At 73.3% G+C, this 26,442-nt stretch carries 23 protein-coding genes and 1 riboswitch; of the genes, 12 read left to right on the top strand and 11 right to left on the bottom strand.

Annotated features, from left to right (window positions below; all coding sequences use genetic code 11):
* The first annotated feature begins 32 nt into the window (after window positions 1-32).
* Complete coding sequence (locus ACIBFB_RS03200) at window positions 33-731, top strand: metal-dependent phosphohydrolase (RefSeq protein ID WP_397225640.1); 699 nt, start codon at window positions 33-35, stop codon at window positions 729-731.
* Here the strand turns inward: ACIBFB_RS03200 and ACIBFB_RS03195 are convergent.
* Both ACIBFB_RS03195 and ACIBFB_RS03190 read right to left on the bottom strand, forming a co-directional pair.
* Window positions 685-1,005, bottom strand: coding sequence for a DUF4031 domain-containing protein (locus ACIBFB_RS03195; protein WP_397225638.1), 321 nt, complete (start codon window positions 1,003-1,005; stop codon window positions 685-687). The two genes, ACIBFB_RS03200 and ACIBFB_RS03195, sit on opposite strands and share 47 nt — an antisense overlap.
* A complete protein-coding gene (locus tag ACIBFB_RS03190) occupies window positions 1,002-1,469 on the bottom strand; it encodes an Lrp/AsnC family transcriptional regulator (RefSeq protein ID WP_397225636.1) in 468 nt (155 codons plus the stop codon). The genes ACIBFB_RS03195 and ACIBFB_RS03190 overlap by 4 nt, the downstream gene beginning before the upstream one ends.
* A 193-nt stretch (window positions 1,470-1,662) precedes the next feature.
* Between ACIBFB_RS03190 and ACIBFB_RS03185 the strand changes: the two genes are divergently transcribed.
* From ACIBFB_RS03185 to ACIBFB_RS03175, 3 genes are all read left to right on the top strand, one after another.
* Window positions 1,663-2,544, top strand: a complete 882-nt coding sequence (locus tag ACIBFB_RS03185; RefSeq protein WP_397225634.1) for a tryptophan 2,3-dioxygenase — start codon at window positions 1,663-1,665, stop codon at window positions 2,542-2,544.
* Window positions 2,545-2,582: 38 nt separating this feature from the next.
* Window positions 2,583-3,821: a kynureninase gene (gene kynU, locus ACIBFB_RS03180; RefSeq protein ID WP_397225632.1), complete on the top strand. Its 1,239-nt coding sequence runs from the start codon at window positions 2,583-2,585 to the stop codon at window positions 3,819-3,821.
* A gap of 720 nt (window positions 3,822-4,541) precedes the next feature.
* Entirely contained in the window at window positions 4,542-5,429 is an 888-nt protein-coding gene (locus ACIBFB_RS03175) for a hypothetical protein (RefSeq protein WP_397225630.1), read from the top strand.
* Between the two features lie 79 nt (window positions 5,430-5,508).
* Here ACIBFB_RS03175 and ACIBFB_RS03170 read toward each other — a convergent pair whose 3' ends face one another.
* The 3 genes from ACIBFB_RS03170 to ACIBFB_RS03160 are packed head-to-tail and all read right to left on the bottom strand — an operon-like array spanning window position 5,509 to window position 8,981.
* On the bottom strand, window positions 5,509-6,816 hold the full coding sequence (locus tag ACIBFB_RS03170; protein WP_397225628.1) for a dihydrolipoamide acetyltransferase family protein: 1,308 nt from the start codon (window positions 6,814-6,816) through the stop codon (window positions 5,509-5,511).
* Window positions 6,813-7,868, bottom strand: a complete 1,056-nt coding sequence (locus tag ACIBFB_RS03165; RefSeq protein ID WP_397225626.1) for an alpha-ketoacid dehydrogenase subunit beta — start codon at window positions 7,866-7,868, stop codon at window positions 6,813-6,815. Before ACIBFB_RS03165 ends, ACIBFB_RS03170 begins: the two co-directional genes overlap by 4 nt.
* On the bottom strand, window positions 7,869-8,981 hold the full coding sequence (locus ACIBFB_RS03160) for a thiamine pyrophosphate-dependent enzyme (RefSeq protein ID WP_397225624.1): 1,113 nt from the start codon (window positions 8,979-8,981) through the stop codon (window positions 7,869-7,871). It lies immediately after the preceding gene.
* A gap of 134 nt (window positions 8,982-9,115) precedes the next feature.
* Between ACIBFB_RS03160 and ACIBFB_RS03155 the strand changes: the two genes are divergently transcribed.
* The 4 genes from ACIBFB_RS03155 to ACIBFB_RS03140 all read left to right on the top strand — a co-directional run bounded on the left by ACIBFB_RS03155 (window position 9,116) and on the right by ACIBFB_RS03140 (window position 11,780).
* Entirely contained in the window at window positions 9,116-9,553 is a 438-nt protein-coding gene (locus ACIBFB_RS03155; protein WP_397225622.1) for an Lrp/AsnC family transcriptional regulator, read from the top strand.
* A gap of 64 nt (window positions 9,554-9,617) precedes the next feature.
* A complete protein-coding gene (locus ACIBFB_RS03150; RefSeq protein WP_397225620.1) occupies window positions 9,618-10,409 on the top strand; it encodes a PhzF family phenazine biosynthesis protein in 792 nt (263 codons plus the stop codon).
* Window positions 10,410-10,454: 45 nt separating this feature from the next.
* Complete coding sequence (locus tag ACIBFB_RS03145) at window positions 10,455-11,258, top strand: PhzF family phenazine biosynthesis protein (protein ID WP_397225618.1); 804 nt, start codon at window positions 10,455-10,457, stop codon at window positions 11,256-11,258.
* A gap of 96 nt (window positions 11,259-11,354) precedes the next feature.
* The gene (locus tag ACIBFB_RS03140) at window positions 11,355-11,780 is read left to right on the top strand and encodes a hypothetical protein (protein ID WP_397225616.1); all 426 of its coding nucleotides are present in this window, start codon (window positions 11,355-11,357) and stop codon (window positions 11,778-11,780) included.
* 231 nt (window positions 11,781-12,011) lie between these two features.
* On the opposite strand, the gene cas6e is transcribed toward ACIBFB_RS03140, so the two are convergent.
* Window positions 12,012-12,734 carry a type I-E CRISPR-associated protein Cas6/Cse3/CasE gene (cas6e, locus tag ACIBFB_RS03135; RefSeq protein ID WP_397225614.1) on the bottom strand — a complete coding sequence of 241 codons (723 nt, stop codon included), beginning with the start codon at window positions 12,732-12,734 and terminating at the stop codon, window positions 12,012-12,014.
* Window positions 12,725-12,916, bottom strand: a complete 192-nt coding sequence (locus tag ACIBFB_RS03130; RefSeq protein ID WP_397225612.1) for a hypothetical protein — start codon at window positions 12,914-12,916, stop codon at window positions 12,725-12,727. The genes cas6e and ACIBFB_RS03130 overlap by 10 nt, the downstream gene beginning before the upstream one ends.
* A gap of 170 nt (window positions 12,917-13,086) precedes the next feature.
* On the opposite strand from ACIBFB_RS03130, the gene ACIBFB_RS03125 reads away from it, so the two are divergent.
* From ACIBFB_RS03125 to ACIBFB_RS03115, 3 genes are all read left to right on the top strand, one after another.
* A complete protein-coding gene (locus tag ACIBFB_RS03125; protein ID WP_397226409.1) occupies window positions 13,087-14,850 on the top strand; it encodes an ABC-ATPase domain-containing protein in 1,764 nt (587 codons plus the stop codon).
* Window positions 14,851-15,093: 243 nt separating this feature from the next.
* Entirely contained in the window at window positions 15,094-16,020 is a 927-nt protein-coding gene (locus ACIBFB_RS03120) for a proteasome assembly chaperone family protein (RefSeq protein ID WP_397225610.1), read from the top strand.
* A complete protein-coding gene (locus tag ACIBFB_RS03115; RefSeq protein ID WP_397225608.1) occupies window positions 16,017-17,165 on the top strand; it encodes a quinone-dependent dihydroorotate dehydrogenase in 1,149 nt (382 codons plus the stop codon). The genes ACIBFB_RS03120 and ACIBFB_RS03115 overlap by 4 nt, the downstream gene beginning before the upstream one ends.
* Window positions 17,166-17,417: 252 nt before the next feature.
* Here ACIBFB_RS03115 and ACIBFB_RS03110 read toward each other — a convergent pair whose 3' ends face one another.
* Window positions 17,418-18,923, bottom strand: a complete 1,506-nt coding sequence (locus ACIBFB_RS03110) for a polysaccharide deacetylase family protein (RefSeq protein WP_397225606.1) — start codon at window positions 18,921-18,923, stop codon at window positions 17,418-17,420.
* Window positions 18,924-19,096: 173 nt separating this feature from the next.
* Window positions 19,097-20,659: a polysaccharide deacetylase family protein gene (locus tag ACIBFB_RS03105; protein ID WP_397225604.1), complete on the bottom strand. Its 1,563-nt coding sequence runs from the start codon at window positions 20,657-20,659 to the stop codon at window positions 19,097-19,099.
* Window positions 20,660-20,904: 245 nt separating this feature from the next.
* A riboswitch (cobalamin riboswitch) is annotated at window positions 20,905-21,117 on the top strand.
* Between the two features lie 144 nt (window positions 21,118-21,261).
* Between ACIBFB_RS03105 and metE the strand changes: the two genes are divergently transcribed.
* Complete coding sequence (gene metE / locus ACIBFB_RS03100) at window positions 21,262-23,553, top strand: 5-methyltetrahydropteroyltriglutamate--homocysteine S-methyltransferase (protein ID WP_397225602.1); 2,292 nt, start codon at window positions 21,262-21,264, stop codon at window positions 23,551-23,553.
* Window positions 23,554-23,649: 96 nt separating this feature from the next.
* On the opposite strand, the gene ACIBFB_RS03095 is transcribed toward metE, so the two are convergent.
* Both ACIBFB_RS03095 and ACIBFB_RS03090 read right to left on the bottom strand, forming a co-directional pair.
* Entirely contained in the window at window positions 23,650-24,639 is a 990-nt protein-coding gene (locus ACIBFB_RS03095; protein ID WP_397225600.1) for a DUF3558 domain-containing protein, read from the bottom strand.
* Window positions 24,640-25,037: 398 nt separating this feature from the next.
* On the bottom strand, window positions 25,038-26,111 hold the full coding sequence (locus ACIBFB_RS03090) for a coiled-coil domain-containing protein (protein ID WP_397225598.1): 1,074 nt from the start codon (window positions 26,109-26,111) through the stop codon (window positions 25,038-25,040).
* Between the last annotated feature and the right edge of the window lie 331 nt (window positions 26,112-26,442).

Here is a 26,442-nt window from a genome sequence, read left to right as displayed (position 1 = left end):
GGTCGGGGGCCCGGTGAGGGAACATGGGTGGCATGGTGAGCACGAGGCCCTCCGCGGACCTTCCCGGTCCGGGAGAGGGGGCGGGACTGAGGTGGTTCAGGTCGGCCTGGCGGAACCTGGCGGGCGCGAGCCCCGACGCGGTGGCGGTGGGGGACGAACTGCTCGGCCGCTGGGGCGAGGAGCACCGCAGGTACCACACGCTGTCGCACCTGCTGCACACGCTCCGAGCCGTCGACACCCTCGCCGGCCAGGCACGGGACCCGGACGCGGTGCGCTATGCCGCCTGGTTCCACGACGCCGTCTACGAGGGCCGCCCCGGGGAGGACGAACGCGAGAGCGCGCTGCTCGCCGAGCGCCTGCTGACGGCGCTGGAGGTCGCGCCGGAGCGGGTGAGGGAGGTGGCGCGCCTGGTGAGGATGACCGCCGACCACCGGACCGAGCCCGGCGACGCCAACGGCGCGGTCCTGTCCGACGCCGACCTGTCCGTGCTGGCCTCGCCTCCGGACGAGTACCTCGCCTACACGGCCGCGGTCCGCGCGGAGTACCGGAGGGTGCCCGACGCGCTCTTCCGGGCCGGGCGGCTCCGGATCCTGCGGAAGCTGGTGCTCGCGCCCCATCTCTACGCGACGGAGTACGCCCGCGCGCACTGGGAGCCGCGGGCCAGGGGGAACATCGAGGCGGAGATCAGGCGTCTGGAGGCCGTCGACAGGGTCGAGCCGCCTCGGCTCTGACCGGGGCCGGCCGCCGGGTCTTCGGCCGCCGAAGCCCGGAGGCGCGCAGCCGGGTGACCAGCTCGCGCCCGCTGACGTGTTCCGCGCCCAGCTCCACCGCCCGGGCGTGCAGGTGCTCGGGGATGTCGTAGTGGTCCCGGTCGAAGGCGCGCGGGTGCACGCCGAGTGCGCGGGCGAAGGCGTGCAGCTCCTCGTACGAGTGGTCGCTGACCAGGTGGGCGAAGAGCCAGCCGCGCGGTCCGGGCCAGACGGGCGTGTCGATGAGGACGCTCATGAGGCGCGCGGAGCGGTCACGGCCCGCCAGGGCACGGGGCTGGACATCACCATGGTGCTGGAGGGGCGTCCGTGCTCGGCGAGCTGGTCGATGACCTCCTCGAAGTGCTCCATCGAGCGCACGGCGACGAGCAGGACGCAGCAGGCGTCACCGGTCACCCGGTGCACCTGGAGGATCTCCGGCAGGTCCAGGGCGGCGGGTTCGCGCAGCAGGCAGTGCGCGCCGAAGCACTCCATCCGTACCAGCGCGGTCACCGGGAGTCCGGCGGCGGCCGGGTCCACGTGCGCGTGGTAGCCGGTGATCACGCCGCGGTCGGTGAGTCGGCGGACACGGTCGGCCACCGCCGGGGCGGAGAGGTTGACCCGTCGGGACAGCTCGTTGAAGGAGAGCCGCCCGTCCCGCTGGAGCTCGGAGAGGATCCGCTGGTCGACGCCGTCCAGCGGGTGAGGTGGTCGCGAGGTCATGCCTTGTGTTCCTGAACTCGAAGCCGTTTTCCCGTTATGAATGGTAGGTCAATGTCCGACTTGTGTCGCCATTGACCCTTCCTCCATCCGGCCCTCGTGTTCGATCATGTGTACCCGCGCTGAACCGGGTTCGGGAGACCCCCGCGCCGCGGTGGCGCCACGACACGGATCGCAGTAACGACGAGGGGTTCCCATGGTCACCACGCCCGCCCAACAGTGTCCGTACGCGCCGGGCGGGGACGACGAGGCGGCCGCGACGCACGGCGGCGGCCCGACGCTCTCCTTCGAGCGCGCCACTCCCTACGTCGAGTACGCCGGTGTGGACACCCTCCTCAGCCTCCAGAACACGCGTACCGACGAACCCGCCGAAACGGCGTTCATCGTGAGCACGCAGGTCATGGAGTTGCTCTTCACGCTCGTCCAGCAGCGCTGGGAGGCGGCCCGCGACGCCCTGGAGGCCGACGACGTCCCCGGAGCGCTCGCGTGGCTGCGCCGGGCGTGCCACGCACAGGACGTGCTCAACGCCTCCTGGGGCCTGCTCTCCGACATGACGCCCACCGAGTTCAACCGGTTCCGCCCCGCCTTCGGCGAGGCGTCCGGCTTCCAGTCCTACGGATACCGCGAACTCGAGTTCCTGCTGGGGAACAAGTCCGCCGCGATGATCCGCCCGCACAAGGCCATGGGCGGTGTCGTGGCCGAGCTGACCCGGCTCCTGGAGGGCCCGAGCCTGTACGACGCCGCGCTGCGGCTGCTCCGCCGCCGGGGGCTGCCGGTCCCCGACGACCACGTCGAGCGCGACTGGACCGCGGACTACGAGCCCAGCGCCGGGGTCGAGCACGCCTGGGCGCTGGTCTACGGCGACGACCGGCCCGGCAACGAGCTGTTCCTCCTGGCCGAGGCGCTGCTCGACGTCGCCGAGCGGGTGACCCGGTGGCGCCACAGCCACCTCGTCGCGGTCAAGCGCGCCATGGGGGCCAAGCCCGGAAGCGGCGGCTCCAACGGCCTGAACTGGCTCGCACGCAACGCCGAACAGGACGTCTTCCCGGAGCTGTGGTCGCTCCGGAACACCATGTGAGCACCGGCACCACCCGCACCACCAGAAGGCAGGAACCGATGACGCCCACCACCCGTGAGGAGTGCGCCGCCCTCGACGCCGCGGACCCCCTCGCCCCGCTCCGCGAGGAGTTCGTGCTCCCCGAGGGGGTGATCTACCTGGACGGCAACTCGCTCGGGGCGCTCCCCAGGTCCACGCCCGGCCGGGTCGCCGACATGATCGAACGCGAGTGGGGCCAGGACCTCATCCGGAGCTGGAACACCGCCGGGTGGTGGGAGAAGCCGCGCACCCTCGGCGCGAAGGTCGCCCCGCTGGTCGGCGCCGACGGCGACGAGGTGGTCGTCGGCGACGGTGTCTCGGCCAACCTGTTCAAGGTCCTCATCGCGGCCCTGCGCCTGTCCGACCGCTCGGTCGTGCTCGGCGAGGCCGGCAACTTCCCCACCGACCTGTACGTCACCGAGGGCGCGGTCGCGCTCGCCGGGGCCGTCCAGCGCCGGATCGACCCCGACGGTCCCGGGCTGGCCGAGGCGCTGGCCGCGGACGACGTGGCGGTGGTGCTGCTCAGCCATGTGGACTACCGCACCGGCACCCTGCGCGACATGGCGGGCATCACGCGCCTGGCCCACGAGCACGGCGCCCTCGTCGTCTGGGACCTGTGCCACAGCGTGGGCGCGGTGCCGGTCGACCTGTCCGGCTGCGGAGTCGACTTCGCGGTCGGCTGCACGTACAAGTACCTCAACGCGGGGCCGGGCGCGCCCGCCTTCCTGTACGCCGCCCGGCGCCACCACGCGGTGGCCGACCAGCCGCTCAGCGGGTGGCACGGGCACGCGCGCCCGTTCGACTTCACCGCCGGCTACGAGCCCGCGCCCGGCGTGTCCCGCTTCCTCAGCGGCTCGCAGCCGCTCGTGGCCGACGCCGCCCTGGAGGCCAGTCTCGACGTGTGGGCCAAGGCCGACATGGGACGGGTGCGCGCCAAGAGCCTGGCGATGACCGACCTGTTCCTGCGCGTGACGGGCGAGGCGGGCATCGCGTCGGCCACCCCGCTCGACCGCGCGCGGCGCGGCAGCCAGGTGGCGCTGTACCAGCCGGAGGAGGGCGCGGGCTATCCCGTCGTGCAGGCGCTGATCGAGCGCGGCGTGATCGGTGACTTCCGGGCCCCCGACGTCATGCGTTTCGGGTTCACCCCGCTTTACCTGCGTTACGTGGACGTCTTCGACGCGGCCACCGCCCTGGTGGAGGTCGTGCGGACCGGGGAGTGGCGTGCGGAGCGCTTCCTCCGGAGCGCGCAGGTGACCTGATCCGCCGCCGTCGCGGCCGATTCCCGATGCCCCGGAGGACCGTGTCCCCCCGGGGCATCGGCTTTTCCAAAGACGGCGGACAGGGTGACCGGGGGCACGGAACGGGGTTACGTGGCCTTTGCCACACGGGGCCGCGATCGGGCCCGGCCAGCGCTGTCCATATCAGGGGCATCCGACGGGTCCTACCCTTGGGTAAACACTGTTGCACAGGCGTTTCAGCAGGTGAGAGCTGGTGTCATGTGACTGTGGCGCCAAGCACGGACGCGGTCGCGATTTCGGGGAGAAGAAGCGCGATAACGCCTTAGTGATAGGCGTTCCAGCACTTCTCCGGCGCTTTTTACTTTGTTTCTCGGTGTTGGTATTCCGCTACGACGCGTCATTTTACCCGCGATCCTTCGGTACTTTACCGAACCGTGGGTTAGTGTCGCTCGTGATCGGTTCGAGATGACACATCGAAGAGCCGATGCCGAGCCCCTGGACGGCCGCGCGCCGCAGGGGAGTCGAGACCCTCTTCCGGGAACCGGGCCGCACGAACCACGTGTCCGCCCTCTGGATCGCCGAGTCCATCGGCGCCCCCGTTCCCGCCCGCCCTCGCCGCCGGCGACGCGGGAGTCCCCAACCATGACGCCCTGACGCGGGTGTGCCCGAGCGTGCCCGCGTGCCCTGGGGCGCCATGCCCACGGTCTTCTCGGCCCTGTCGCCTACCTGGCTTATTTCTCCATGAGCAACGAGACTCCGATTCAGCACGGCCACGTCACCGCCACCTACTTCTGGGACGACGGTTCCGGGATCAACGGGGACACGGGTGCCCCCGCATACGGCCTGCCCATGCAGAAGGGCCTGTTCTCCAGCCCGAGCTGGCCGCTGGGCACCGAGGGCTACATCGTCTACGAGGGCGAGGAATACGAGTTCTTCATCGGTGACCGCGGGCCGGGCGTTCCCTCCTACGACTGCGACGTCCTGCTCGACATCGACGGCAAGACCTTCGCCGACATGATGGGTACGAGCTGGAACGAGTCCAGCCTGACCGTGGGCGGCGGCAACGGCCACGCCGAGGTCGAGTACTTCATCACCGAGTGGGGCGACGGCTACGGCACCCCCGGCGCTCCCCACCCCTTCCAGCAGCCCGAGAACCCCTGTGAGGACGCGGTCTCCCCGCTTCCCGAGCCCGAGCCGGTCGAAGAGCCCGAGCCCGAGGCGACCGAGGAGGAGACGGCGGAGGAGTCCTCCCCGGAGAAGGAGTCCGAGGACGGCCACCCCAAGGCCGCCGAGGAGCAGGACGACCAGTCCCAGCAGGCCGCCGCGGCCAGGGGCCGGGACGGCGACGACTCCGGCGTGACCGCGCAGACCGCGGCCAACGACCTGTCCGCCATCGAGCTGACCGGTGCCGAGGGCGCCCTGGGCGCCACGGGTCTGCTGACCCTGGCCCTGATCCCCGCCGTCCTCGTCGCGTTGTTCTTCGCCTGGACCCGCCGCCCGGCCGGCGCCCACGCGGGTGCCTCCGAGGACCAGGGCAGGGGCCTGCTGGCCGAGAGCAACGGCCGCCACGGTCTGGGCTCCCTGATGGACCGGATCCCGTCCCTGGTCGACCGGTTCCGCCGCAAGTAGTCGGCCCGTACCCCGTGACGGGGTCCGAGGGGCCGCGGTCGTCAGCGACCGCGGCCCCTCGACGCGTCCCGGAGCGGGCTCAGACGTCGCCGATGAGCAGCCCCGGACGTTCCACGCAGTCGGCGACGAAGCGCAGGAAGCCGCCCGCGGCACCGCCGTCGCACACCCGGTGGTCGAAGGTCAGGGTGAGTTCGGTGGCCGGGCGCGGCACCACGGCGTCGCCGACCACCCAGGGGCGGCGCACGATCCGGCCCACACCGAGGATCGCCGCCTCGGGGTGGTTGATGATCGCGGCCGACCCGTCCACGCCGAACACGCCGTAGTTGTTGACGGTGAACGTCCCGCCGCGCAGCGCGTCGGGGCCCAGCGTGCCCGCCCGCGCGGCCTGGGCGGCCTCACCCAGGCGGGCCGACAGGTTCCGCGTGGTCAGGCGGTCGGCGTCCCGCAGGACCGGCACCACCAGACCGCGCGGGGTCTGCGCGGCGAATCCCAGGTGGACGGGGTCGAAGCGGACGACCTCGTCGCGTTCGGCGTCGAAGTGCGCGTTCAGCTCCGGGAAACGCGCCAGCCCCAGCAGGGCGAACCGCGCCACCAGTGCCAGCACGCTCACCGGCCGGTCCGGCGCCGCCTCGTTGAGTTCCCTCCGCAGCTCCACCAGCCCGGTCGCGTCGGCGTCCACCCACACGGTGGCCTCGGGGATCTCCCGCCGGGACCGCTCCAGGCTCCGGGCCATGGAGCGGTGGGCGGCGCGCAGGGGCGTCCGGCGGGTCCCCGGCGGATCGGCCCGGCGCGCGCGGGCGGCGGGGCCGCCGGCGACCAGGGCCTCCACGTCCCTGCGCAGGACCAAGCCGCCCTCACCCGTTCCCCGGACCGCCCCCACGTCGATCCCGTGCTCCCGGGCCAGGCGCCGTACCAGCGGCGACACCACCCGCGTGCGCTCGCCGCCGCGCGCGCCGGAGGTGGTGGGCGGGCCGCCGGTCGCCGTCGACCCGGGCGGCCCGCCCGCCCCGCGGGCGCGCCGACGCGAGGTCGGTGCGCCCCGTCCCGTGCCGTAGCCCACCAGGACGGCTCCCGACCCCGTGGATTCCCCGGCGGCCCCGTTGCCGCCGACGGGGCCGGAGCCCTCCCGTGCGACCGGCACGGTGGTCTCCCGCACGGTGATGAGGGGCGCGCCGACCGCGACCGCCTCTCCCACCGCGCCGTGCAGTTCGGTGACCGTGCCGCCGTACGGGCACGGCACCTCGACCGCGGCCTTGGCGGTCTCCACCTCGGCCACGGGCTGGTCGACGGCGACCTCGTCGCCCACCGCCACCAGCCAGGTCACGATCTCGGCCTCGGTCAGGCCCTCACCGAGGTCCGGCAGGGCGAACGACCGCGTCCCGTTCACGCCCCCACCCCCGGGGCGCCGGTGTCCGACGTCCACCCGGCCTCCCACTGGAGCCGGTCCACGGCCGCCAGGATCCGGTCGACGCCGGGAAGGTGGAGGTGCTCCAGCTTCGGCGGGGGATAGGGGACGTCCAGGCCGCCGACCCGCAGGACCGGAGCCTCCAGGTGGTGGAAGCAGCGTTCGCTGACCCGCGCGGCCACCTCGGCCCCGTATCCGCCGAACACCGAGGCCTCGTGCACCACGACCGCGCGGCCCGTCCGCCGCACCGACGCCGTCACGACGGAGTCGTCCCACGGGGCGAGCTGGCGCAGGTCCACCACCTCGATGGAGCGCCCCTCCTCCGCCGCGACCGCGGCGGCCTCCAGCGCCGTCTCGACCATGGGGCCGTAGGCCACGAGCGTCACGTCGTCCCCCGGGCGGCGCACCACGGAGCGCGCCATCGGCTCGGTGCGCACCGGGAGTTCGACGTCCTCCTTGGACCAGTAGCGGCGCTTGGGCTCCAGGAAGACCACCGGGTCGTCGCACGCGATCGCCTCACGCAGCATCGAGTAGGCGTCGGCCGGAGTGCCCGGTGTGACCACCCGCAGTCCGGGGGTGTGCGTGTAGTACGCCTCCGAGGAGTCGCTGTGGTGCTCGACGCCGCCGATCCCGCCGCCGTAGGGCACGCGCACGACCACCGGTACGGCCACGGTGCCCCGGGTGCGGTTGCGCATCTTGGCCAGGTGGGAGACGAGCTGTTCGAAGGCGGGGTAGGCGAAGGCGTCGAACTGCATCTCCACCACCGGGCGCAGGCCGTACATGGCCATCCCGATCGCGGTGCCGATGATGCCGGACTCGGCCAGCGGGGAGTCGAAGACGCGGTCGGAGCCGAACTCGCGGCTGAGGCCGTCGGTGACCCGGAAGACGCCGCCCAGCGCGCCGACGTCCTCGCCGTAGACGACGACGTCGGGGTCCTCGGCCGCGGCGTCGCGCAGCGCCTGGTTGAGGGCGGCGCCCATGGAGATGCCGGCGGGGGAGGAGGGGGCGGGGGGAGTGGGGGGCGTACGCGTCATTCAGGACTCCCGCAACCCGTCCACCAGCGCCTGTCTCTCCTCACGGAGTATCGGCGGGACCTCGGCGTAGACGTCGCTGAACAGGGACGCGGGGTCCAGTTCGTCCTCGCCCGCCATCCGCTCGCGCACGGCGGTGGCCACCTTCTCCGCCTCCGCGTCGTAACCGGCGAGGATCCGCCCGGTCTCCTCCCCGTCGCCGAGCACGCCCTCCCTCCGGATCAGCGCCTCCATCCGGGGGAGGGGGTCGCGTTCGACCCAGTACGCCACCTCGGCCTCGTCGCGGTAGCGCTGGGGCGCGTCGGAGTTGGTGTGCGGGTCGACCCGGTAGGTCAGCGCCTCGACGATGGCGGGTCCGGCCCCGGCACGCGCCTCGGCGAGCGCGTGCGCGACCACCGCGTACACGGCGGCGGCGTCGTTGCCGTCGACGTGGTAGCCGCGCATGCCGTAGCCGACGGCCTTGTGGGCGAGGGTGGGGGCGGCGGTCTGCGCGTGCAGGGGCACGCTGATCGCCCAGTGGTTGTTCTGCACGAGGAACACGACCGGGGCGTTCCACACGGCGGCGAAGTTGTAGGCCTCGTGGGCGTCGCCCTCGCTGGTGGCGCCGTCGCCCATGATCGCGAGCGCGGCCACGTCGCGGCCCTTGCGCCGCGCGGCGTAGGTCAGTCCGACGGCGTGCGAGGCGTTGGTCGCCAGCGGCGTGCACTGGGGCGCGCAGCGGTAGCGGTGCGGGTCGTATCCGGCGTGCCAGTCGCCGCGGAAGAGGGTGAGCGTCTCCACCGGGTCGACGCCGTGCGCGACGAGGGCGACGCTGTCGCGGTAGGTGGGGAAGAGCCAGTCCTGGTCGGACAGGGCCAGCACGCCGCCGACCTGTGCCGCCTCCTGACCCGTCGACGACGGGTAGACGGCGAGGCGGCCCTGGCGGGCGAGCGTGCTGGCCTGCTGGTTGAAGCGGCGGCCGATGACCATCGCGCGGTGGAGGTCGGCGAGCCGGCTGTGGTCGGGAGCGGTGAAGAAGGAGTGACTCACACGCTGGCCGTGCCGGTCCACGAGGCGCACCGGCTCCGTCGAGGGGAGTGGAGGAACCGGACGGTTGCGCTCATCGGTGTGCTTCATGTCTTGAATATGAGGTGAATCACCCCATACTGTCGATATCCCCGTACCGATGCTAGACGAATTGTCTCGTATCACCCCAAGGCGGGACGGATCATCTCAGACGGTGCACGCCCGAGCGGTATGAGGTAAGACACATGGCAGTTCGGTTGGACGACACCGACCGGCGGATCATCGCCCTGCTGCGCGCCGACGGACGCATGTCCATCCGCGCGGTCGCCGAACAGGCGCACATCTCCCGCGCCAACGCCTACTCCCGCCTCGAACGCCTGCGCGAGGAGGGGGTGATCCGAGGGTTCACGGCCGTCATCGACCCCGAGAAGTACGGCACCGCCCTGTCGGCGTACGTCTCCGTGCGCATCGAACAGCACTCGTGGGACCGCTTCCGCGGCTACCTCCGCGACATCCCCGAGGTCGACCACGCGGCGCTCGTCTCCGGAGACGTCGACCTCCTCCTCCTGGTCCGGGTCGCCGACGCGGCCGCCCTGCGGACCTTCGTCCTGGAGCGGCTCCAGCGTCTCCCGGAGGTGAAGAGCACCCAGACGATGTTCATCCTCGACGAGCCGCACCTGTGACGCCAGTCCACTCCGCACGGAAATGGATCTTCCGGAGCGCGGGTGGACCCCCAAGAATGGACCCATGCCTGAGTACCGCATCGTCGACGCCTTCACCGACCGGCCCCTCGCGGGCAACCCCGCGGCCGTCCTCATCCTGGACGAGCCCTACACCGACGCGTGGGCGCAGGGGGTGGCGGACGAGTTCAACCTCGCCGAGACCGCCTTCGCCCGCCGCGTCGAGGACCCCGGGGCCGACTACGAGCTGCGCTGGTTCACACCCACGGTCGAGATCGACCTGTGCGGCCACGCCACCCTCGCCACGTCCCACGCCCTGGCCGAACTGGGCGTGCCCGGTCCCTACCGCTTCACCACCCGCAGCGGGATCCTCACCGTCACCTCCGACGGGGAGCGCATGTGGATGGACTTCCCGGTCAACCGGGCGGAGAGGGCCGAGGCCCCCGACGGTCTGGCCGAGGCGCTCGGCGCCACGGCCGTCTGGACCGGACAGGTGGGGGAGTTCCTCCTCGTCGAACTGGAGGACGAGGCCGCCGTACGGGGTCTGACGCCCGACATCGCCGCGCTCGCCGCGCTGCCCCACAACATCGTCGTCGTGACCGCCGCGGGATCGGAGACCGACATGGTCTCCCGCGTGTTCGGACCCCGGATCGGCATCGCGGAGGACCCGGTGACCGGCGCCGCCCACACCGTCCTGACGCCGTTCTGGGCCGAGCGGCTGGGCCGCACCGAGCTGACCGCCCACCAGGCGTCCAGGCGCGGCGGCGAACTGCTGCTCCGCCTGCCCGAGGACGCGCCCGGGCGCGTCCTCATCGGCGGCACGGCGGTCTCGGTCGCCACCGGCACGCTCAACCTCTAGGTGAGCGCGGCGCGGAACGCGTCGAACGCGCCGTAATCTGGCGGCATGCCTGAATTCCACGTGGTCGACGCGTTCACCGACCGGCCCCTCGCGGGCAACCCAGCGGCCGTCCTGGTCCTGGACGAGCCCTACGCCGACGCGTGGGCGCAGGGGGTGGCGGCCGAGTTCAACCTGTCGGAGACCGCGTTCGCCCGTCGGATCGAGGACCCGGGGGCCGACTACGAGCTGCGCTGGTTCACCCCGAAGGTGGAGGTGGCGCTGTGCGGCCACGCCACCCTGGCCACCGCCCACGTGCTCGCCGAGGCCGGGGCGCCCGCGCCCTACCGCTTCAGCACGCGCAGCGGCGTTCTCACCGTGACCCGTGACGGCGGCCGCATGTGGCTGGACTTCCCCGCCCGGCCCGCGCGGCCGGTCGACGCCCCGGACGGACTGGCCGCCGCGCTGGGCGCCGATCCCCTGTGGGTCGGACGCGGCGGGACCGACGACCTGCTGGTCGAGGTCGCCGACGAGGCCGCCGTCCGCGCGCTCGCCCCCGACCTGGCCGCGCTGGCCGCGATCCCCGCGCGGGGCGTCATCGTCACCGCGCGGGGCACGGACACCGACATGGTCTCCCGTTTCTTCGGGCCCAGCGTCGGCGTCCCCGAGGACCCGGTCACCGGCAGCGCCCACACGGTGCTCGCGCCGTTCTGGGCCGAGCGGCTGGGCCGCACCGAGCTGACCGCCCACCAGGCCTCCGCCCGCGGCGGCGACCTGGAGCTGCGTCTGCCCGCCGACGCCCCCGGGCGCGTCCTCATCGGCGGCTCGGCGGTCACCGTGTCCCACGGGACGCTGCGGCTCCAGGCGTACTGACCCGGCGGGCGCGGGAGGTGCGGGACGGGCGCCGCCGCCCTCCGGGGCCGGTGCGCCTAGGGTTCGGAGGGAGCAACGACGACGAGGGAGAACGAGATGGCCGAGCGGTGGGCGACCAGGGAAGAGATCATCCGGGCCCGTGAGGGACTGGAGGCGGCCCACACCGGGTGGCGGCGGCCGGCCGCCTACGGGATCGGCGTCGAGCGGGACGGCGGCACGGTTTTCGGACTGACCAACGCCGGGGGCAACTACCTGCCCGCCGTCGTCCTGGGGCGCACGCTGGGCCACGTCTCCGGGACGGCGACCCACCGCATGACGGTCGACCGGTTGGACGCCGCGATCGCCGGGCTGGCCCCGGCGGAGGCGTGCCCCGACTTCGACCACCCGAACCTGCACCACTGGCGTGATCTGCGCGCCGAGGTCGCCGAGAAGGGCGGCCAGCTGGTCGCGGTGTTCGTCGGCGACCTGGCCGACCCGCCCGTCGACGACCACGACGCCGCCTTCCGCGCCGCACTGGCGTAGCGCCCCGCGGCGGAGATCGCGGCCGCCGTCGAACGGGAACATGAATCCGCCGGAATCAAGGTTTCCCCCGCACGGGACATCGACTTCCGGTAGAAATGAACCAAGGCACCTCCCCACCCCTCCCGGGGAGGTGCGGCGCCCCAGCCGCACCCCGGAACACCCCCTTGGTACCGGGAGGCTGGGGCCACCCCGCAGGGATCGGCCCCGGAACCGCCACCGGGGCCGATCCCCTCAGGGCGCGGGCCAGGCGAGGGTCATCATCCCGCACCCGTACGCCCGGGCCCGGCCCACTCCCCGGGTCAGCGTCCGGCGGAACGCCGCCGCGTCGGTCACCCGCAGCGTCCCCTCCACCGTCGCGGTCTGGAGCACCACCGCGCGCCCCCCGCCCTCATCGGCACCGCGCCCCTTGTGGAACCGCAGCCGCTGGCTGTCCCGGATCTCCACAGCGTGCGCCGGAGCGCCCTCCGGCGTCGGGACCGGTCCGGGCGGGATCTCGAAACCCCACTTCGCCGACCGGTCGACCAGCCACTCGACCCGGGCCGCCCCGGCCAGCGGTACGACCTTCCCGCGCCCGCGCCGACCGTCCGGGCCGATCCGTCCCGCCTCGGCCTTGACCGGGTTCACGGTCAGCCGGAACACGTACTCCTGACCGGGCGAGAGCCGTTCCAGGAGGGAATGGAGCGACCTCGTCTCATAGGGCGCCTCCGCGCCCGGCCAGCCGTAGTCGTCGGTGATGTTCTCGAAGGACGGCCTGTCGGGCGACGACACCCACAGCACGGGCCGCCGCCGGTCGTCGGCGTCCAGCCGCCACAGCACGCGCGGCCCGTCGTCCGCTCCCGTGGGCGGGTCCTGCGCGAACGACGACAGCACCGCCGCGTGCAGGCGCTGCGGGCTGCCGAGGAAGAGCTTCGCACCCCGGCGTCGAGGGTTGAGGAACACCCGGCTCAGGTACACCAGCCGTTCCCTTCCGCGAGCGGAGCCACCGCGCCTTCGCCGTCGGGGGCGGAGCGGGTGCCGCGCGCTCCGGCCAGCCGGGTGCGCGGCGCCCGCCCGTCGTCGGACGGGGACGGGTCGGTCCTGCCCCACGGGACGGGGACCAGGGACGGGGGAGGGACGGCGGAGGGGGTGTCGGCCATGGCGTCAGGTATACCGCCGGGCGGTGACGTTCCGTGCCCGTTCGGCCGGATCCGGTCACCGAAGGCACGGGTCCCACCCCGGCGTCGGGTTGTCCACAGGCCTCCTCCGGCGGGTCGCGATTCCACCTACCCTGGCTTGAGTAGTGCCACGAACACAGGGGGAGACCACCATGGCGGGACGGTACGGGGGCGGCGGCCAGGGGCGCCGACACGGCGGCGGGGAAGGCCGTGGGCCGGGGCGCGGCGGCCGCAGGCCCGAGCCCGAGCCGATCCGCGGCGTGCGCGACGACGCCCGGCTCTCCTCCGAGCTGCTGCGCATGGACGGGGACTCCTACGGCCGCTACAAGTCGCTCAGGGGCGACTGGGACTTCGGCGACTTCACGCTCACCGTGCAGCACGCCCAGGCCGACCCGTTCGCGCCGCCCTCGCGCGTGCGCGTCCTCGTCCACGACGCGGGCATCCCCAAGAGCGCCTGGGCCGACCCCGTCCGGCGCCGCGCCACGGCCGACCACCTCGGCCGCCGCGCGCGCCGCCTGCTCAGGGGGTCGCTGCTCAGGATCGACACCGGCGGCCAGGAGGTCATCGAACGCTCCTCCTGCCAGCTCACCGACGGCGGCATCGACCTGCGCATCGGCATCGACCTGCCCGGCCGCGGCCGCCGCATCGACGGCCGGGCCGCCGAGCGCGAGCTGTGCACCACCCTCCCCGACCTGGTCGACGACCTGTACTGGGAGGAGATCGACGTCGCCGAGGCCGAGGCCTTCGCCGACAGCGTCGCCGACACCGTGGCCCTGCGCGCCCAGCTGCGGGAGCGGGGCCTGGTCGCCTTCGTCGCCGACGGCGCCATCCTGCCCCGCCGCAGCGGCGTCAGCGACGAGCCCATGACCGGTGGCGCGGTGCCCTTCGAGTCGCCCGCCTCGCTGCGGGTGAGCGTCGACCTGCCGCACCGCGGCACCGTCACGGGCATGGGCGTGCCCGAGGGCATCACCCTCATCGTCGGCGGTGGTTTCCACGGCAAGTCCACCCTCCTGCACGCGCTGGAGCGCGGCGTGTACGACCACATCCCCGGCGACGGCCGCGAACTGGTCGTCACCAGGGACGACGCCGTCAAGATCCGCGCCGAGGAGGGCCGGCGCGTGGAGCGCACCGATGTCAGCCCCTTCGTGCGCGGCCTGCCCACCGGCGCCGACACCAGCGACTTCCGCACCGAGAACGCGTCCGGCTCCACCTCTCAGGCCGCCAACATCTGCGAGGCGGTCGAGGCGGGCTCGCGCACCCTGCTCGTGGACGAGGACTCCACCGCCACGAACCTGATGATCCGCGACGAGCGCATGCAGGCCCTCGTCCACGGCGACCGCGAACCGCTGGTCCCGTTCATCGACCTCGTCCGCCCCCTGCACCGCGAGCACCGCGTCTCCACCGTCCTCGTCATGGGCGGCAGCGGCGACTACTTCGACGTCGCGGACCAGGTGGTCATGCTCGACGCCTACCACCCGCACGACGTCACCGGGCGTGCCCGGGCCCTGGCCCGGGAGCGGACCGACGCCGACTTCGCCGCACCCCGCCACCGCGTCGTGGACCCGGCCTCGGTCGACCCCTCGACGGACCGGGGCCGGAGCAGGATCAAGCGCCGCGACATGGACGTGCTGGTCTTCGGCGACCACGACATCGACGTGCGCTCGGTCGAGCAGTTCGTCGACCCCGGCCAGATCACCGGCGCCGGGCTGGCCCTGCGCGAACTCGTGCGCGGCCGCCACCTGGACGGCGCCCGTACCCTGGCCGAGGCCCTGGACTCCCTCGAACGGGCCCTGGCCGAGGACGGCGTCACCCTGCTCGGCGGGGACTTCGGCGGCGACTACGCGCTGCCGCGCAGACACGAGATCGCCGCCGTGCTCAACCGACTGCGCGCCCTGCGGGTCGCCGAGCAGCGCTGACTCCGCCGCGCCGGAGCCGCCGTCCGGCGTCGGTGTGGTCGCCGTCACCCCGGAGTGAGAGGGCCCTCCCACGGCCCTCTCCCACCGGTCATGGGTCGGTATTGTGGACAAGCAGGGCATACCCGCCCGTGCCGCGCACGGGCGGGTCCCCACGGGCCTCGCGGCACCGTGCGCGGCCGTTGACCTGGCCGCGGCCCCGGCGTCGCCCCCTGCGCTCCCGACCACTTTGGAGACGAGAACCCGGTGCGTGAACCCGCAGAACTGTACGAACTCCACCCCGGCTTCGACGACGTCGCCGGACTGGCGATGCTCGTCTGTCTGGACGGCTTCGTCGACGCCGGTCACGCCGGGCGCCAGCTGGCCTCGGCGCTGTTCGACCGGTTCACCGCGGAGGAGATCGCGACCTTCGACGCCGACCGGCTCGTGGACTACCGCTCCCGCCGCCCGACGATGACCTTCGTCGAGAGCGCCTGGACCGACTACGCCGAGCCCAAGATCGCCCTGTACCGGATGCACGACGAGGAGGGCGCGCCCTTCCTGGTCCTGCACGGGCCCGAGCCCGACCGCGAATGGGAGCTGTTCGCCTCCGCCGTCGGCGTCCTCGTCGACCACTTCCAGGTCACGTTGTCGGTCAGCGCCCACGGCATCCCCATGGCCGTCCCGCACACCCGACCGGTCACCGTCACCCCGCACTCCACCCGCCCCGAACTGGTCGCGGGCCACACCCCGTGGATCGGTCGGGTCGAGGTCCCCGGCAGCGCGGTCTCACTGCTGGAGTACCGCCTCGGCCAGGCCGGCCACGACTTCGTCGGCTACGCCGTCCACGTGCCCAGCTACCTGGCCCAGTCCGAGTACCCCAGGGCGGCTCTGGCCGCCGCCGAGCACGTCTCCGGGGCGACCGGCCTGGACCTTCCCACGAGCGCGCTGGAGGACGTGGCCGGGGCCACCGACGTCGACATCGCCGAACAGGTGGCGGCCTCCGAGGAGGTCCAGCGTGTCGTGGCCAACCTGGAACGCCAGTACGACGACATCATGTCCTCACGGGTCGACAACGGGGAGCGGCCCACGCTCCCGCTCGCCGACGACGAGGGCGGACTGCCCACCGCCGACGAGCTCGGCGCGGAACTCGAACGCTTCCTCGCAGAGCGCGAGGGCGACGGAAACGGATGACCGTGTTCTACCAAGTGCTCTTCCGCTCGGTCCTGCGGCACATGGACGCCGAGACGGCCCACAAGCTGAGCTTCGCCGCCCTGCGCGGCGCGGCGGCCGTCCCGGGCGTCGCGGCCGCCATGGGCCGGGTGCTGGGCCCGCGTGAGCCCGAGCTGACCGTGCACGCCCTGGGCCGGGAGTTCCCGGGCCCGCTGGGCATGGCCGCCGGGTTCGACAAGAACGCCGAGAGCCCGCGCGGCCTGGCCGCGCTCGGCTTCGGGTTCGTCGAGATCGGCACGGTCACCGCCCAGCCCCAGCCCGGCAACCCGAAGCCGCGCCTGTTCCGGCTGGTCGAGGACCGGGCCATCGTCAACCGGATGGGCTTCAACAACGAGGGTTCGGCCCTGGTCGCCGAACGCCTGCACCACCAGGGCGCGGCCGGTCGTCCGCTGCTGGGCGTCAACATCGGCAAGACCAAGGTGACCCCGGAGGAGGACGCCCCGGCCGACTACGCGACCAGCGCCCGCCGCCTGGCCCCGTACGCCGACTACATGGTGGTCAACGTCAGCTCGCCGAACACGCCCGGGCTGCGCAACCTCCAGGGCGTCGACCAGCTGCGCCCGCTGCTGGCCGCCGTGCGGGAGGCCCTGACCGACGCCGGTCGCCCGACGCTGCCGCTGCTGGTGAAGATCGCCCCGGACCTGGCCGAAGAGGACGTCGACGCGGTCGCCGACCTCGCCCTGGCCGAGGGCCTGGACGGCATCATCGCCACCAACACCACCATCTCCCGTGGCGGCCTGTCCGCCACCGCCGAGGAGGTCGAGGCGGCCGGGGCCGGCGGTCTGTCCGGCGCCCCGCTCAAGGACCGCTCCCTGGAGGTCCTGCGCCGGCTGCGCGCCCGCGTCGGGGACCGTGTGACCCTGGTCGCCGTCGGCGGCGTCGAGACCGCCGAGGACGCCTGGGCGCGCATCCGCGCCGGGGCCACCCTGGTCCAGGGCTACACCGGTCTGATCTACGGCGGTCCTCTGTGGCCGCGTCGCGTCCACCGCGGTCTCGCGCGTCTCGTGCGCGAGGCCGGATACGCCTCCGTCGGCGAGGCGGTGGGCGCCGACGCGCCGCCGCCGGGCCTGACCCTGGTGGGCGACGACGTCGAAGCCGCCTCCTGACCGGTCCACCGCACCGGCGCCCGGTCGCCCGCCCCGACCTGGCGCCGCCGTGCCGGGCGTCGCGCCCCGCTCCGTCGCCGCACCGGCGGTTCCGTGACCGGTGGCCGCCCGGGGGCACCGCGCGGGAGCGTCCGACCGCGACGGAGCCGAGGGCCGAAGACCGGGTCCGACCGGCGGAGCGCGGGCCCTTCCCGTCCCGGTCGAAACGCCGGGTCCTCCGTGCGTCGGGACGCGGGGTCCTCTCCGTTCCGGTCAGGACGCCGGGGTCTCACCTCCGGTTCCGGGCACCCGCGCGCCGACCGGATAGGACTCTCCGGGCTCCGGGTCCCCGATCACCTGGGACACCGTCGCGAAGGCGAAGCCGTGCTCGCGTAGCCGCTCGATGATCCCCGGGACCGCGGCCACGGTCGGGGGCAGGGTGTCGTGCAGCAGCACCACCGCGTCCCGCTCCGCCGTGCCCACGACGCGCTCCACGATCCCGTCCCGGTCGAGCCCCATCCAGTCCTCGCTGTCCACGTTCCACAGGACCTGGGCCATCCCCTGCTCGCCGATCTCGTCGAGCACCTCCGGCGAGCTGTCGCCGAAGGGCGGTCGGAACAGCCGCACCGTGTGCCCCGTGTGCCTGCTGACGATCGCGCTGACCGTCGACACCTGGCGCGGCAGGTCGGCGACGGGCATGTCCGGCATGTGCTCGTGCTGGTCGTTGTGGCTGGCGATCTCGTGCCCCTCGGCGTAGGCCCGCCGGTAGACCCACGGGTGGGTCAGCGCCGGGTCGGCGTTGAGGAAGAACGTCGCCGTCACCTCCTCCTCGGCCAGGAGGTCCAGCAGGTGCACGGAGGTGTCGGCCGGGCCGTCGTCGAAGGTCAGCGCCACGCACCGGACCTCCTCGTCCCGGCAGTCGAGGTCCTCGTCCCCGGCGACGACCTCCCCGGGCACGGAGGGGCGCGGGTCGGGGGTCGCGCCCGCCTCGGGCACGGCGTAGTCCGGCTCCTCGCGCAGCGACGCCGACCGCGCGCGCTCGCCCAGCTCCGACAGCAGCGGTTCGGCCGCGGCGGCGTCGACCGCCACCGCGATCCGCCCGGGGGCGGAGTCCGGCGGGTGCCCCTCGCGCACGGGCGACAGGTGGCCGTCGTCGAACTCCACGACCAGGTCCCCCTCGGCGTTGAAACCGATCGAGTCGTAGCTGGCCCGGATCGGCAGGAGGCTCGCCACGTCGACGTCGGGGTGGTCCGCCAGCTCGGTCCGGAGGATCCCGTTGAGCTCCGCCAGCTCCTCCTGCCCGGCGATCAGTTCCGAGGAGTAGCGGGTCAGGCCGGTCGCGGCGTCGTACCAGTAGGTCTCGTAGCCCTGCCGCAGCCCGTGCAGGTCCTCCTCCGTGCGGATCAGCCGCACGCCGAGCACCCCGTCCCCGGCCGCGACGACCTCCCAGTCGACGCTCAGGCTCACCGGGTCGCGGCTGGCGCCCCGGAAGTCGAGCACCTCCCGGTCGACGAGCCGCGCGAGCCCGTCGGCGAAGGCGGGCGCGCCCTCGAACTCCGGGTAGGCGACGCTGACCGCGAGGCCCTCGGGGACGTACGGGTGGTCGGCGAAGTCCGCGGCGTCGCCGGTCCACTCGGAGACGGGTCCCTCGGCCGCGTCCAGGACGACCGGGATCCGGTCGGCGGCGCTCGCGTCGCTCTCGGGGGTCGCGCACGCCGTGGCGGTCAGCGACACCGCCGCGATGACGGCGCCGGGCCAGCGGAGGCCGACCCGTCCCACGTCAGGGCCGTGGACGCTCGGAATCTGACGTGCTCGGGTCGGCTGCTCCACCGGACTTGCTCACCTCTGCCGGACGGTTGGCGGTTGATGGCAGCAACATAGGTGACCTGGGCCACTCGGCTGGGGCGGTGTCCACATGTGGTCATCCCCCTGGCGCGGGCGGCGCTGTCGTGTCAGTCTTCGCCGTGGTCCGCGTCGGCCCCGTCCGCGTGCTCGTGGCCCTCGTGGCCGCCCTCGGCGTCCTCCTCCGGGTGGCCGTCGTGGTAGGCGGCGCCGGGTGTGGTCGTGCCCAGCAGCTGGGAGACGGTGACCATCGTGTATCCGCGGGCGTCCAGCTCACGGATGATCCGGTGGGACGCGTCGATGGTGGTGCCGTGGATGTCGTGCATGAGGATGATGGCTCCGTGGGACGCGCCGTCCAGGGCGCGGCCGGTGACCACCGAGGCGTCGCGGTCCTTCCAGTCCATGGTGTCCACGCTCCACAGGATCTGGGCGAGCCCCATCTCCTCGGTCACGGCGGCGACCCCGTCGTCGGTGGCGCCGTAGGGCGGGCGCATCAGGTCCATGGTGTAGCCGGTCTCGCGGTACACCTGGGCCTGGACGATCTCCAGCTCGCCGCGGGCCGCGCCCTGGCCCAAGCCGGACAGGTCGGGGTGGCTCAGCGTGTGGTTGGCGATCTCGTGGCCCTCCGCGTAGGCGCGCCGCACGATCCGGGGGTGCTCCATGACCGGGACTCCGGTCACGAAGAAGGTGGCGCGGGCGTCGTACTCGGCGAGGGTGTCCAGCAGTTCGGGGGTGCGCCCACCGGGGCCGTCGTCGTAGGTCAGCGCCACGCACCGGGTCTCCGGGTCGGAGCAGTCCACCCCGTCGTCGACGGGCGGGATCAGACCGGGCTGCTCGTCGTCGGTGCCGTCCTTGTCGGCCTCGGGGCGCCCCGCCACGGCGAACGCCTCCACTCCGGTGGTCGCGGCGTCGCGGGCGCGCAGGCCCAGGTCCGACAGCAGCGGTTCGGCCTCGTCCCGTGCGACGACCACGTGCACCGGCCCGACGTCGGGCGCGGCGACCTGTGCGGCGTCGAACTCCACGACCAGGTCGCCGTCGGGGTTGAAGCCCACCGAGTCGAACAGCGCGGCCACCGGCAGGACGGCGGAGGCGTCCACGTCGTCGGTCGCCCGCTCCCGGACGAGTCCGACGAGTTCGGCCAGCTCGTCCTGTCCCGCGATCAGCTGGTTGGAGCCGTGCGCGAGTCCGGTGTCGGCCTCGTACCAGTAGGTGGTGTGGCACTCGCGCGAGCCCTCGGAGTCGGTCTCCGTACTGGTCATGCGCACGCCGACCAGGTTGTCGCCGGCCGCCGTCAGGCCCCATGCGGCGGTGTAGGACTCCGCTCCCGGGTTGGCCGCCTCGAAGGCGGCCACGTCGGTGTCGAGGGCGCGCGAGAGGAAGTCGGTCAGCGGCTCGGCGTTGGGCAGGACCGGATAGGTCACGTCCGCGGCGATGCCGCCGTCGTAGGGCAGTGCGGTCTCCTCCACGTCGACCACGTCCGCCGGGTCGACCACGGTCAGCCGGTCGGGCTCGCCCGTGGCCGGCGGCGAGGCGTTCTCCTGCGTCGATCCGTGCGCCGTGCCGTCGGCGGCGAGGTGTCCCGGGGCCGCCGTGGATCGGGTCGCGAGTATCAACAGCCCCGCCAGCACCGCCATCGCGACCACGATCGTGAGGAGGGGACGATCGGCTGCCATGGTCTGAGGGGACTCTTTGTTCACCAGGGGTTCTCCACGTTCATCGTCAGACGAACGTTCGCGGGGACGGCGGGGGAGTGCCGTCTCCGCGCAACGCGTATGTCGGGTGTGACGCGCGCCACGGGGCAGGGGTTCACGGCGGGGTGGCGCGCGGGAATGGGGTGTCCACACCAGGTGCAGGGGCGTGAGGGGGCCTCCCTATACTTGCAGGCGTGGAAGGTACGCGCTCCACTTCCGAGCCGGGTGTCACCGGGGAAGAGTGTGGTGCGCGTCGCAAGAGGGAACCCGGTGGGAATCCGGGACTGCCCCGCAGCGGTATGTGGGAACGACAGTCGCCAGAAGCACTGGTAATCCGGTCGGTTTGGTCGGAATCTGGGAAGCGGTGACCAGTAGGTCGTCGGTGCGCGCACCGGCGGTGCCCACGAGTCCGAAGACCTGCCTCCACCCGGCGGCGCACCCGTGCCGCCGGTGGTCCCGTGCCCCGAGGGAGGGCCGAGGTCGGCGGCGAACAGGTGCGTGTCCGCGGAGCGCCCCTCGGTGTGGCCTGCCCTCGGAGTCCCCTCGCGGTCGGAACCCGGCTTTCGACGAGGGAGAGAAGCTTCATGACCACGCCACCGGCCGCGAAGGCGGCCGTGCGCTCCACGGTGCACGGCTACCCCAGGATCGGCCCGCGCCGCGAACTCAAGCGCGCCAGCGAGTCCTACTGGAAGGGCCGCACGAGCGCCCAGGACCTGGACGCGGTCGCCGCCGACCTGCGCGAGGGCGTCTACGCCCAGCTGCGCGAGGCGGGCGTCGACGACCTGCCGTCCAACACGTTCTCCTACTACGACCACGTGCTCGACACGGCGGTCCTCTTCGACCTGGTGCCGTCCCGCTTCGCCTCCCCGGCGACCGCGGAGGACCGGGACGAGCAGCTGCGCCGCTACTTCGCCCTCGCCCGGGGCGTGCAGGGCGCGCCGCCCCTGGAGATGACCAAGTGGTTCGACACCAACTACCACTACCTGGTCCCCGAGCTCTCGCCGAGCACCCGTCCCCGCCTGGTCGGCGACAAGCCGGTCGCCGAGTTCCGCGAGGCGGCGGAGGCGGGCTACCGCACCCGTCCGGTCCTCGTCGGTCCGTTGACCTTCCTCCTCCTGGCCAAGGCCGCGGACGACGCGCCCGAGGGCTGGTCGCCGATCGAGCTGCTCGACCAGCTCCTGGACGCCTACGCGCGCCTTCTGGCCGACCTCAGGGCGGCCGGCGCCACCGAGGTGCAGCTGGACGAGCCGATCCTGGCCACCGACGAGGGCCGCGCCGCCGTCGGCCACCTGGAGCGCGTCTACCAGCGCCTGGGCGGGCTCACCGACCGTCCCTCCCTGCTGGTCTCGACCTACTTCGGCTCCATCGGCGCCGCCGCGCTGCGCGTGCTCAAGGACTCGCCGGTCGAGGCGGTCGGCCTGGACCTGGTGACCGACTCCGAGGGCGTCGACGACCTGGTCAAGGTCTCCGGGCTGGGGGGGACCCGCCTGGTCGCGGGTGTCGTCGAGGGCCGCAACGTCTGGCGGACCGACATCCCCGCGGCGGTGGCCACCCTCGGCACCCTCCTCGCCCTCACCGACGAACTGACCGTGAGCACCTCCTGCTCGCTGCTGCACGCGCCGATCGACCTGGACGCCGAGACCTCCCTCGACCCCGAGCTGCGCGCGGCCCTGGCCTTCGCCAAGCAGAAGGCCGAGGAGGTCGCACTGCTGGGCCGCGTCCTGTCCGAGGGCGCCGATGCCGAGCACACGGGCCGGGAGTCCAGGGGCGCCGGCCCCGCGTTCACCGACGCCCGGGTGCGCGCCCGCCTCGACGCGCTGGGCCCGGAGGCCTCCGAGCGTCCGCAGGACCGCGACGTCCCCACGGACACGCCGCTGACCACGACCACGATCGGGTCCTTCCCGCAGACCGCCGAGCTGCGGCGGGCGCGCGCCGCCCACCGCAAGGGCGAGCTGGGAGAGGAGGAGTACCGCCGGATCCTCCGCGAGGAGGTCGACCGCGTGATCGCGCTCCAGGAGGAGATCGGCCTGGACGTGCTCGTCCACGGCGAGCCCGAGCGCAACGACATGGTGCAGTACTTCGCCGAGCAGCTGCGGGGCTACGCCACCACCGAGAACGGGTGGGTGCAGTCCTACGGTTCGCGCTGCGTGCGTCCCCCGATCCTGTACGGGGACGTCTCGCGCCCCGAGCCGATGACGGTCGAGTGGATCACCTACGCCCAGTCACGCACCCAGAAGCCGGTCAAGGGCATGCTGACCGGTCCGGTGACGATGCTCGCCTGGTCGTTCGTCCGTACCGACCAGCCGCTGGGCGACACCGCCCGCCAGGTGGCGCTCGCCCTGCGGGACGAGATCGCCGACCTGGAGCGCGCCGGGATCCGCCACATCCAGGTGGACGAGGCGGCGCTGCGGGAACTGCTGCCGCTGCGCGAGGAGCAGCGGGCCGCCTACATGGACTGGGCGGTGGGCTCGTTCCGCCTGGCCACCTCCGGCGTCGCGCCGAGCACGGTCATCCACACGCACATGTGCTACTCCGAGTTCGGCCTGATCGTCGGCGGGATCGAGGCGCTCGACGCCGACGTCACCAGCGTCGAGGCCGCCCGCTCGCGCATGGAGCTGGTGGAGGACCTCGGCCGCCGCGGCTACAAGCGCGGGATCGGCCCGGGCGTGTACGACATCCACTCGCCGCGCGTGCCGTCGGTGGAGGAGATCGAGGCGTCGCTGCGTCTGGCGGTGTCGCACATCGACGCGGGCAACCTGTGGGTCAACCCGGACTGCGGTCTCAAGACGCGCGGGTACGCCGAGACCGAGCAGGCCCTGCGCAACATGGTCGAGGCGGCCAGGCGGGTACGGGCCGACCTGCCCGGCGCGGACTAGTCGGGGCGAGCGCCCCCTCCGCGACCCGGGCTCGCGAGCGCGCGGAACAGGGGGCCGCGGCGATCCGCCGCGGCCCCCGTCGTCCCCGGAGCGGGATCAGGTGCCGACCAGGGCGAGCGCCTCGGCCCCGGCGTTGAGCATGATCTCCTCGGTGTGGTCGGGCAGGACCAGGTCCTCGGGGCTGCCCCCGGTCAGGAGCGAGGGCATGATCTGGTACTCGATCCGGATGTTGAGGTTGGCGCTGCGCACGAGCAGGACCGCCTGGGGGACCTCGTCGCCCACGTAGTCGTAGCGCGTGACCACGAAGCGCGCCTGGTCGCCGAGGTCGACCTCCCGGTCGTCCTCGACGCCCTCGGCGACGTAGAGCGAGTACTCGTTCGCGCCCGTGACGTCCTCCCGGGCGGCCTCGAAGTCGGCCGTGGCCTGTTCGACGGAGTCGGCGGCCGAGTAGGGCACGGAGTAGGTCAGACGCAGGGACGCGTAGTCGTCGGGACCGTTGCCCTCGGGAGCCTCGGCCAGTGTGCTGGAGCACCGGGCGGTGGTGTCCTGCACGGACTTCTCGGCGGCCTCGGTGAGCAGGAAGTCGGAGGTCACCTGCTCGGTGAAGGCGTCGCAGGGCTCGGCGGGCACCGCGTAGGGCGGCTCACCGGCCGGCGCGGCGTCGGAGTCGGGCGCGGGCTCGTGCGGGTCCTCCGCGGCGCCGGTCTCCTCGGCGGTCACGGTCGTGTCGTCGGCGGCGGGAGGGGTCGGGGAGCCGTTGGTCACGAGCGTGACCAGCACGGCGATCACGAGCACGACGATGATGACGCCGCCGACGACGACCACCCACAGGCCCGCCTTGCTCCCGCCGCTGCCCGAGGGCTGGGGAGGGGCGTACCCCGGGCCGCCGTAGTGCTGCTGCGCGCCCCCGTACATCGGCTGGTCCCCGCCGGGGTACCCCGCGCCGTAGCCGGGCTGGCCGCCGGTGTTCGGGTCGTACGGGCCGCCCTGGGGCGGCTGGGGCCGTCCGTAGGGCGGCGGGGATCCGTGGTCACCGCCGCCGTAGGGGTTCTGGGGCGGCTGGTTGTAAGGTCCGTTCTCGCTCATGGCTCCCCTCGCCCGGTGGTGTGCTGTGTCGATGACGCCCGAGAGCGCCGATGGGTTCGCGCGTCCACCGCGGAGCGGGGCCGCCGAGGGGGCGAGGCGGCGGTCCGGGACCCGCGGGGGAGGGCCGCCGATCGTGCCGACCCGTGGGCGAGGACGGGTGGCGCGGGCGGGCGATCCCCGGTGTCGTGAGGAGGTCCCCGGCGCCGGGGCGGGGCCCGTGAGCCGTCGGACACGGTCGTCCCCGCAGGCCGGGGCCGGGACGTGGGTCAATCCTAGTCGCGGGAGGCGCCCGAGGCGCAGCCGGGATACCGGACCGGTGGGTGAATCGTCACCGTTTCGTGTCGCCCCCGTGCGACCGGGCGCGTCCGGGGGCGTCGTGGCCGGTCGCGGCCACCGGGTCAGAACATCGAGATGTGCACGTGGTCGAAGTGGTTCTCCGTGACACTGCCGCGGTCGGCCATGGAGCGCCAGCCCTCGCCGCCGCGCCGGATGTCCCAGATCTGCTGCCGGTAGATGATGTACATGATCCCGAAGTCCTCGGCGTTCTCCTTCGCCCACTCGGCGATCTCGTACCCGCGCTGGACCTGGGCCTCCGACGGCATCTGGCCGTCGCCGTCGACCATGAAGTCGCAGGCCCGGCCCTTGGGGTGCTCGCCGACCACATAGCCGCCGACCGCCCGGTAGCAGCCGTACCCTCCGACGTCCCGGCCCTCCCCGAAGCGGGCGAGGACCTCGTCGCGCATCTGGCGCGTGCGGGGGGTGATGTTGTCCGGCGGCTCCATCGGCTGGTTGGGGTGGTCGGCGATCATCCGCTGCACCTCGCGCCGCTGGTCCTCCAGCTCGTCCAGGTCCTCCTCCACCTGGGCCAGCCGCTCCTGGGCCTCGGCCTGGGCCGCCTCGTCGCGCTCCAGGGCCTGGTCGAGCTGCGTGATGAGGTCGTCGTGGGTGGAGGCCAGGTAGTCGATGATCACCGCGCGGTCGATGATCTCCTCCGGGTCGGAGTCGACGAAGAGCGACATCGACGGGTCGATCCCCTGGCCGGTGTAGGCGGCGACCGCCAGGGAGCGCACCTCGGCACGGGCCGCATCCACCTCCTCCCGGGAGGCCTCGGCGCTGGTCTCGGCGGTCTCGGCGTCCTCCATGACCGCCTCCATGTCGCGCAGCTCGCCCTGGAACTCCTCGGTGAGCGACTCGGCGCGGGAGCGCAGGGTGTCCATGTCCTCGGGCTCGCGCGGCGCGACCGCGGCTCCCGCCCCCTGCGGGACGGCCGTCAGAAGGGCGGTCAGGGCGATGGCCAGGGCGCTCGCGGTCACGCGCCCTGGGCGTACGGAGGGGACGCCGCGGGGCAGGAGCTCGGCCAGGACGTCGTTCCACGTCCATACGCGGGGTTCCGGCGCCCAGAAGTCGGCGTACGGGTCGTTCCCGGACGCGCGGGCGGTGCCGTCCTCGCGGATCGGGTCGTCGGGCTGCACGATGTGATCGCTCCTCGGGCCCGAGGCGTCCCCCGGCGGGGCGTCGGGCGCTCATGCTGGTGTGTCCCGGGGCGGGTGTGGGGACCGTCCGGGCCGGAACCCTCGCGCACGCGGTCGTTCGGGGCGAGAGTCACGGGATCGTCATGAGTGTAGGCGCGACCGTGCGGATTGGGGAAAGGCGCGGTCAATGACACATCACCTCAAAACGTTCAGTGTGGTCAAAATAACCTGATCGCGGACACCACATCCGCCGACCGGACCCGCCCGCACGTGATTGGCTTGGGGTCGGGTCCGGCTCGTGCGCGCTCCGGCGCGTCGCGCCCCTCCGGCC

Origin of the sequence: Nocardiopsis sp. NPDC050513, from assembly GCF_044457925.1 — a bacterium.
Taxonomy (GTDB): Bacteria; Actinomycetota; Actinomycetes; order Streptosporangiales; family Streptosporangiaceae; genus Nocardiopsis.
The sequence above is the reverse complement of the archived record's forward strand: the minus strand, read 5'-3'. Positions and strand labels throughout refer to the sequence as shown.